The organism is Daejeonella sp. (assembly GCF_044232565.1).
Classification (GTDB): Bacteria; Bacteroidota; Bacteroidia; order Sphingobacteriales; family Sphingobacteriaceae; genus Daejeonella.
On the sequence record NZ_JBIILQ010000107.1, the window covers coordinates 1 to 8,880 of the forward strand.

At 37.3% G+C, this 8,880-nt stretch carries 7 protein-coding genes; 5 read left to right on the forward strand and 2 right to left on the reverse strand.

Annotated elements, in window-relative coordinates:
* From ACILQF_RS07315 to ACILQF_RS07325, 3 genes are all read left to right on the forward strand, one after another.
* A partial coding sequence (locus tag ACILQF_RS07315; RefSeq protein ID WP_395626762.1) for a glucoamylase family protein occupies positions 1 to 964 on the forward strand: 964 nt, incomplete at its 5' end.
* 345 nt (positions 965 to 1,309) lie between these two features.
* Positions 1,310 to 3,622 (forward strand): beta-glucosidase BglX, encoded by a 2,313-nt coding sequence (bglX, locus tag ACILQF_RS07320; protein WP_395626763.1) that lies wholly within the window; start codon positions 1,310 to 1,312, stop codon positions 3,620 to 3,622.
* A gap of 78 nt (positions 3,623 to 3,700) precedes the next feature.
* The gene (locus ACILQF_RS07325; protein ID WP_395626764.1) at positions 3,701 to 4,447 is read left to right on the forward strand and encodes an NIPSNAP family protein; all 747 of its coding nucleotides are present in this window, start codon (positions 3,701 to 3,703) and stop codon (positions 4,445 to 4,447) included.
* Positions 4,448 to 4,503: 56 nt separating this feature from the next.
* On the opposite strand, the gene ACILQF_RS07330 is transcribed toward ACILQF_RS07325, so the two are convergent.
* On the reverse strand, positions 4,504 to 6,801 hold the full coding sequence (locus ACILQF_RS07330; protein WP_395626765.1) for a glycosyl hydrolase family 95 catalytic domain-containing protein: 2,298 nt from the start codon (positions 6,799 to 6,801) through the stop codon (positions 4,504 to 4,506).
* A gap of 68 nt (positions 6,802 to 6,869) precedes the next feature.
* Positions 6,870 to 7,979 carry an exo-alpha-sialidase gene (locus ACILQF_RS07335; RefSeq protein ID WP_395626766.1) on the reverse strand — a complete coding sequence of 370 codons (1,110 nt, stop codon included), beginning with the start codon at positions 7,977 to 7,979 and terminating at the stop codon, positions 6,870 to 6,872.
* 183 nt (positions 7,980 to 8,162) lie between these two features.
* Here ACILQF_RS07335 and ACILQF_RS07340 point away from each other — a divergent pair, with 183 nt between their 5' ends.
* Positions 8,163 to 8,468, forward strand: a complete 306-nt coding sequence (locus ACILQF_RS07340) for a hypothetical protein (RefSeq protein WP_395626767.1) — start codon at positions 8,163 to 8,165, stop codon at positions 8,466 to 8,468.
* 82 nt (positions 8,469 to 8,550) lie between these two features.
* On the forward strand, positions 8,551 to 8,880 hold a 330-nt coding region (locus ACILQF_RS07345; protein ID WP_395626768.1), incomplete at its 3' end, for a hypothetical protein.

Genomic DNA, 8,880 nt, shown 5'->3' on the forward strand with positions numbered 1-8,880 from the left:
GGAAACTGGCAAAGTGAAACCTTTTTCTAAGTTTGATGATGGTGGCGATTTAGTTGAAACTTCCTTTGTTGCTCAAGGTCTTATTTGCGTAAAGCAGTATTTTAAGAATGGAAATCGTGAGGAAAAAACACTCGCATCTTTAGCAGATGAGTTGTGGAAGGGTATCGATTTTGATTTTTATCGCAATGGCAAGAACGTTCTTTATTGGCATTGGAGCCCTCAATATCAATGGAAAATGAATTTCCCTGTTAAAGGGTTTAACGAATGCTTAATTATGTATGTGATGGCTGCTGCTTCGCCAACTCATGGAATCGACAAAAAAGTATACGATGAGGGATGGGCTATGAAGGGTGAAATAAAATCTCCCCGCTCCTATAAAGATATTTCCCTTCAATTTTTTCATCAGGGTGATGAGCCTTATGGCGGACCATTATTTTGGGCACATTACTCCTTCCTAGGTTTAAATCCAAATGGTTTAAAAGATGCTTATGGTGATTATGGATTGGAAGCCAAAAATCAAGCTTTAATTAATTACCAATGGTGTGTTGATAATCCTCTTGGGTACAAAGGTTATGGTCCTAATAGCTGGGGATTAACATCAAGTTATTCAATGCGTGGCTATGCAGGTCATGCTCCTCAAAAAGATAGAGATCTTGGCGTAATTTCCCCTACCGCTGCTATTTCCTCAATCGTTTATACTCCAGAACAGTCTATGGCTGCTATGCGCCACTGGTATGAAAATAAGAAAGATAAAGTTTGGGGCAAATTTGGTTTTTATGATGCTTTTAGTGAAACCGCTAATTGGTATGTTCCTAGATATTTGGGAATCGATAAAGGTCCAGAAGTAGTGATGATTGAAAATTACAGAAGTGGATTATTATGGAGATTATTTATGCAGGATGAAGACGTGCAATCTGGATTAAAAAAATTGGGTTTTGAGAGCCCCCATTTAAAAAACCAATAAAATGATGAAGTTCAGTCTGATTTTATTGGTTGCTTTCGCTTTTATAAGCCGCCAGATTTATGCTCAATTTAATTTTTATAGACACCCAAATAGTAATTAATGGTTGGTTTACGATACTAATTTATTGGATATGAAGTGCTTAACTATGGGTCAGTCTTATTATTTCAGTATCGAATCATTTTCATTAAATGTAATTCCAAAGGCAACAGATCCAAGAAGGGTTATTTGATAAATAAGATCTTCTCATCAAAATGTTAATTGGGAGAATCAAGAGCTTTGATAGTTCGATAATAAGGTTTTAAAGAGTAAAGTAAAAATTTTTAATAAATAATTGAGAGAGATAAAATGAGATCATTAAAGTACCTAATTGCAATTTCGGCATTCACAATTTTTACAGCAAGTGCTCAACAAAACCAAAATCTAAAAGGCAGTAATATAGCTCCGAAAAGCAAAATGGATGTTTTTCTGAATGAATTAATGTCTAAAATGACTGTTGAAGAAAAAATTGGGCAGTTAAATTTATTGACTGGCGGTGAGGCAATAACGGGTTCAACCGTAAATTCTGATTTAGAGAATAAAGTAAAGCGTGGTGAAGTGGGTGGTTTTTTTAGTTTAACAAGTCCGCAAAAAATCCGTAAAGCTCAGGCCCTCGCAGTAAATCATACGCGTTTAAAAATCCCCTTGATTTTTGGTTTAGATGTTATCCACGGCTATAAAACGACCTTTCCTATCCCATTGGGTATGTCGGCTACTTGGGATATGCCACTAATTGAAAAGAGTGCTCGAATTGCTGCTGAAGAAGCGTCAGCTGATGGTATTAACTGGACTTTCTCTCCTATGGTAGATATTTCTAGAGATCCACGTTGGGGTAGATTTTCTGAGGGAAGTGGTGAAGATCCATTTTTGGGTTCTGAAATTGCTAAAGCTATGGTAATTGGATACCAAGGCGATGATTTGGCAAAAATAAATACTTTAATGGCTTGTGTTAAACACTTTGCTCTTTATGGTGCCGGAGAAGCTGGAAGGGATTATAATACTGTAGACATGAGCAAAGTGCGTATGTACAATGAATATTTACCCCCATACAAGGCAGCAATTGATGCTGGGGCAGGTAGTGTCATGACATCCTTTAACGAAATTAATGGTATTCCTGCAACAGCAAATAAATGGCTCTTAGATGATCTTTTAAGAAAGGATTGGCAGTTTAAGGGACTAGTTGTTACAGATTATACTGGAATTAATGAAATGGTAGATCATGGATTCGGGGATTTAAATCAGGTTTCTGCTTTAGCGCTAAAGGCTGGTGTAGACATGGATATGGTTGGCGAAGGCTTCTTGCTTACACTTAAAAAATCCTTGGGAAATGGTTCGGTTTCAATCGATGATATTAATCGTGCTTGTCGCTTTGTTTTAGAAGCAAAGTATAAATTGGGCTTATTTGACGATCCATTTAAGTATTGCGATGAGGAACGTGCTAAAACAAAAATATATACAGTCGAAAACAGGAAGTTTGCTCGTGAAGCAGCCACAAAAAGTTTTGTCCTATTAAAAAATTCAAATAATACACTCCCCTTAAAAAAGACGGATAAAATAGCCTTAATCGGTCCGCTGGCCGATTCAAAAGTTAATATGCCGGGAACGTGGTCTGTCTCCACCGACTTAAGCAAGGCAATCTCGGTGAGAAAAGGCTTGGAAGATGCCTTGGGCAATCCTAGCAAATTGATTTATGCCTTGGGGTCTAATTTATTAGAAGATGCTACTTATCAAGAGCGTGCCACCATGTTTGGAAGGACAATCCCACGTGATAATCGTCCGGAAGCAGTACTAATTAAAGAGGCTCTTGATGCGGCTATGCAATCGGATGTTATTGTTGCAGCTCTTGGTGAAAGTTCTGAAATGAGTGGCGAAAGCTCTAGCCGCACAGATATCAAGATTCCAGAGGTTCAGCGCAGGCTACTGGAGGCTTTATTGGCTACGGGTAAGCCTGTAGTTTTACTCGTGTTTAATGGTCGACCGCTAGACCTTAGCTGGGAAAATAAGCATGTACCATCTATTCTCAATGTATGGTTTGCTGGCTCTGAAGCTGGTCATGCTATTGCAGATGTACTTTTTGGGGATGTTAACCCCTCTGGGAAATTATCAGCAACTTTCCCTCAAAATATCGGACAAATTCCAATTTTTTATAACCATAAAAATACTGGCCGTCCGCTTGCTGATGGCGAATGGTTTAAGAAGTTCCGCTCCAATTATTTAGATGTAAGCAATGAGCCTTTATATCCTTTTGGATATGGTATGAGCTATACTAGTTTCGAAATTTCAAATCCGGTTTTGAGTTCCAAAACAATGACTCCTTCATCAAGTATTCAGGTTTCTGTAAACTTAAAAAATACGGGTACATCAGATGGGGAAGAAGTTGTTCAGCTTTATATTCGCGATATGGTTGGCTCAATTACTCGCCCATTAAAGGAGTTAAAGGCCTTCCAAAAAATCTACTTGAAAGCTGGGGAATCTAAACAAGTGTTGTTTACCCTGACTGAGGAGAATTTAAAATTCTACAATTCAAATTTAGATTTTGTAGCCGAGCCAGGTGATTTTAAAGTTTTTGTAGGTAATAGTTCCGCAAATGTGAAGGAATCTAATTTTAATTTAAGCAAATAATAATGCTAGGAGAGATTATTTGTAGGTGATTTATTCAATTTTTTGGCTAATTTTCATCTATAATTAACAAAACGCAAAATGAAAAATTCCCTAATCCTATCACTCCTTCTTCTAAGTCAATTGAGCTATTCAAAATCTACTGATGATCGATATTATGAATTAAGAGTTTACTATTGTAATCCAGGGAAGCTGGATGCTTTAATCACGAGATTTAGAGATCATGCTGTGCCATTATTTAAAAAATATAATATCGAAGGATTGGGTTATTGGGTGCCAACAAAAAACTCAGACAATGCATTTTATTATTTGATGTCTTACCCAAATAAAGAGGCTAGAGATGCATCATGGCGAGATTTTGCTGCTGACCCGCTATGGAAAGAAGCTGCTAGAAAGTCGGAAGAGAATGGAAAATTGATTGCTAAAGCTGAAACTTACTTCTTAAAAACCACAGACTATAGTCCAAAATTCAAAGCATCAAAAGCAGGTGAACTCAACACTTATGAATTGCGCATCTATACCGCAAAGCCAGAAAAGTTGCCAAACCTTGAATCTCGTTTTAGAGATCATACCATGAAGATATTTAAGAATAATGGCATGAAAAATATCAATTATTTCACTACAATTGAAAGTGATCCTTCTGTGCAACCAAAGCTTCTTTATTTCCTTTCTCATAAAAATGAGGCTGCCGCAAAGTTATCATGGGAGAATTTCCGTAAAGATCCTGAATGGATAAAAGCCAGCACTGCATCAGAGGTAAATGGTAAGTTGGTAGAAAAAGTGGAAGCTGTTTATATGCAGGGAACAGATTTTTCGAAGTTAAAATAAGGGCTATTATTCTCGAGTTTTATTAAAAGGGCTCCAGCTTAGGAGCCCTTATTTTATTAAAGTGACTTTAATGAAATGCTGCTTTGAGCCTCAAAATCAATTAAAATAAAACCATTTTCAGATTTACCAATCTTCACTTTACCATTAATTTTTTGTTCAAATTTCTTAAATGGTGATTTAACTTTGAGTTGCCCACCTTTTTCTGAATAGATATTTAATGTCTCAACTCTGCCATTTTCTCTTTTAGCGCTTACCAAAAAGGCACCTTCTGCGCGCAGTGTATTAAATGAAACATTATCCCAACTAGCTGGAATTGCAGGAAAGATCTCCAGAAAACCAGCATGTGATTGAATGAGCATTTCTTGTAATCCGGAAGCAAAAGCAAAGTTTCCTTCCAAGGTAAATGGCCTATAATGAGCATCGGAATAGCCGGATTTAGTCTGATCACCATTTACGTGAAAGCTATTGCTAGAACAAAATGCTTTTGCAAAAATTGTTAAAGCATTTGCTGCACCTTCCCCATCTTTCGCTCTTGCTTTTAAATTCGCTAACCAGGAGTAGGAATATCCAACCCAACCCTTTGGTCCCGTGGTATCCAAAAGCTTGATACTGGCCCGAATGATATCTTTAGATACATCTGAATCTTCCCATTTGACTAATCCTAAAGGGTGGATAGACATCATATGTGAAAAATGACGATGCGAACTAGAATATGGATAGTCAGGTGCAACCATTAATTCTTTCTTTTCGGAAAGAGCCAATTCGGGTAATTGAGCATATATTTCTTTCCAATGTTTGGCTTCATCCTTTAAATTCAATTCATTGGCTAGCTCAGCCGCTATTTTAAAATTGAACTGCATTAGGGATAGATCGTAATTGGTTGTTTTGGTAAACCAGGCGCTACTATCATTGTCGTTAATCTCGGGACTAGAGCTGATAATAAGTTTTCTTTTTCCGGTTTCCGCATCTAAAACCGAAATCTGTTCCAAAAATTGGGCGGTCGATTTTATCCATGGATAGGCCTTCGTTTTTAGAAACTTTTTATCCATGCTATAGCGCCACTGCAGGTAATAATGCTGTGAAATCCAAGCCGAAACAGTTGGTGAAAGCGAATATTGAATCCATCCCCCCATTTCGGTACCATCTAGGGTAGTTACACCGGGTACAGCTATGCCTTCTTTCCCAAAGAATTGTTTGGTGTAGCGTTTGTAGTTTTCTTTATTGGACTCAAAGTGATTTAAATAACCCATTGCCTCCTCCAAGTGATTTGCACTATAGGATGGCCAATAACTGAGTTGAGTGTTTAAGTCGTGATGGAAATCTCCTTTCCAAGGGGGTATGCGGCCATTGTCGGCCGACCAAACAGCTTGTAAGGATATTGGTGGCGTATTTTCACGCGCGCTAGATCCAAATTTATATTGTTCCATCTCCCATTGATGCTGTAATGTTGGGTCTGGGATTTGCAAATTGGATTTAGCCCAAAAAGCTGACCACCAAGCTGAATGACTTTTTTTATGCTGTTCAAAACCAGATTTCAGCATTTCCTCCAAAGATTTTTGATTGATATTACTTTTGAAATTATCCGGATTACTGCGGATTGTCCAAATACCTTCTATCGTTTTTGCATCTACTTTTTTCCAAGAAACAATTACCTCATAAGAGAAATCACCCCAGCCCTTTTGTTTATAAATAATGGTATTATTTCCTTTAGTAAGGGTACCCTGCTCATAACCTAAGCGACCTAAATCATCACCTCCAACGGGGTCGCCACTAATTTTTACCGCATTTTGGTATGCTGGTGGAATTAATTCGACCTCGAAATCACTAGTCAGGTTTTCAAATTTGAACCATCCAATAGGTTTCTCGGCATGTACAAAAGAGCGTAAGCGAGTACCATTTTTCCAGCTAATTTCTGAAATGGCTTCGTCCAGATTTAATTGTGCATCCGCAAGCACTAGCCCCTTAGTAAATTTAAATTCTAATCCCGCCCCCGGAATTTTAGTGGGCGCCGGCTCCCTGTCATAAGGATGATCGAAATACTCTTGTACCGGTTTATAATTATTGTTTAGCCTTTGTTGTACAATCCATTGATAGCTAAATTCATCACGGTGGAGGCCCTTCATTGGTCTGCTATCCCATAAATCGGCGCGATCTAATGCAAATCGTAAAACATTATTCTTTTCCCAAATGAGTGTGCCTAACATACCATTACCCTGTGGTATCGCTTCATCCCACTGTTTGGGTAGGGGATTAAATGGATGAGTTTTTGTTTGTGCTGATGCGGTTGCAGATTTTATTAAAAAAATGAAAAGCACTAAAATCAAAATTCTTGTCGGCTTACTTTTTACATTCATGTACTTCTATTTTTTTGAACATATAAAATGGGATTTTATAATTTAGAGCTTTAATTTATGAACTCCAATTAGTTAAAATCCTTGAAATTTAATTCCTGAAAAACAATTCCCTCATAGGCCGACTTAATTCCAGCTTCATAAAAGCAAGCAAGATTTGAATTGGGAAGTATCACTAGGTTTGAATAAGCGGATGGCCCTTCATGTAGTACATTTTTTAGCTTCCATGTTTTACCCTTATCGTAAGAAATTCGAACGGTCATATTGCTTCTTGAATTACTACTTGCTGGGTTTGAGAAGGCTAGAAATGGTTTTCTACCTTTTTTATCATACCATATCATACTTGCCTGACAAATAGGTTCAATGAGGGCGAGGTCTGGTTTAAGCGCCGACCAAGTTTCACCGCCATTCTTACTACGGGAGGTTTGTCGTACGCGCAAGGAATTATAATTCCGCATGTTTAATAAGAGCTCTCCAGAAGGAAATTCAACTATGGTGCATTCGTTCACTTGATCGGTGGGAGTGCTGCCACCAAGCCTCCAAGTAAAGCCGCCATCATCTGAGTGGATGGTATGGGAATAATATTTCTTTGTATCGGCTTCAATATGATCGCTAGGAATAACAAGGCGGCCATTATATTTCTTAGAATTTAACTGAATCCCATTTACCGGTCCGGTGGCATACCAAGTCCAGTTAGGTTTTTTAACATCTGTTGTAATTTCCGTAGGTTCCGACCAAATTTTTCCATCATCAGTCGAGTTCATGACAAAAATTCTACGTGTGTCTTTACTTTTACCATCGATAATCATTTGCTCACTATCGCTACCAAGATTCCAAGTTGAAAGTAAAATAATGCGACCCGTTTTACGATCCACCACAGGGGCTGGGTTTCCACAAGTATTATCAGCATCATCCCATACAATCTGCATTTCCGACCAGCTTAATCCATTGTCTGATGATCTTTTAAGCACTAAATCAATATCTCCCTTATCGCTTGCACCGTTTTTTCTTGCTTCGGCGAATGCTAATAAAGTACCATTATTTGTACTAACAATTGCAGGGATGCGGAAAGATTTATAGCCATTTTCTCCACTTTTGTAAATGAAGTTAAGATCTTTTGCTTGGATGCACAGGGGGAGCATACTGATGAAGAGGATGACTTGGGGAATTATTTTTTTCATTTAGAATCTTGTTTGATTGCAAACTATCAAAAAGCACTAATTAGGTTGTATAATAAATGTTACAATATAATCGTTAACTTTAAGAAAATTAAATAATCAAGGATGAAAAGGGTGTTTTTTTTAACATTCATGTCAATTTATTTATTGGGCAATGTTGAATTCGCCCAGTTATTAAGGTTGCCCATGATTTTCGTTCATTACAAAAATCATCTTGCTGATAATGAAAAATTAGATTTTGTTTATTTTTTAAGTTCACATTATGATGAGGTAGGCGACGGTATTGTTTCTGATAATCAAGAAGAGGATCAAATGCCATTTATGCAGGTTAATAATCATAGAACCACCATCTGTTTTGTGAGTTTTTTAAAATTAAAAATTGCATCGCCTTTAGTAAAAATTTCGAAAACGAATTACTCCACCTTTACACTGCCTTACATCCCAGATGTGCATTCACATTCTTTATTAAGACCTCCAATTATTAGTAGTTAAATTTTTCTATTTCACCTTACTAATTTTTACCTATCATAGGTATTTACACAACTGAAGGCATTTTTGTCGAAAATAATATTTTATGAAAAATTTTTCAATTAACTCCTTACTAATTGTAGGGATAGTGCTTGCTTTTACAGCTTGTAAGCATGAGGTTCCAGCTATTTCCGAGATTGACACTGTGCCACCGGCTATTTCTATCGCTTGCAGCACAGATTCAGTATATTTTGTTAATACCATTAAGCCACTTCTTATATCAAACTGTGCTATGGCTGGTTGTCATGATGCCATAACCCGAGAAGAGGGAATTAATCTTACTTCTTATAATGGAGTTATGAGAGAGGTTGTGGCAGGTAATGCTGCTAAAAGTAGTTTATATAAATCTATGGTTCGAACAGATAGGGATCGTATG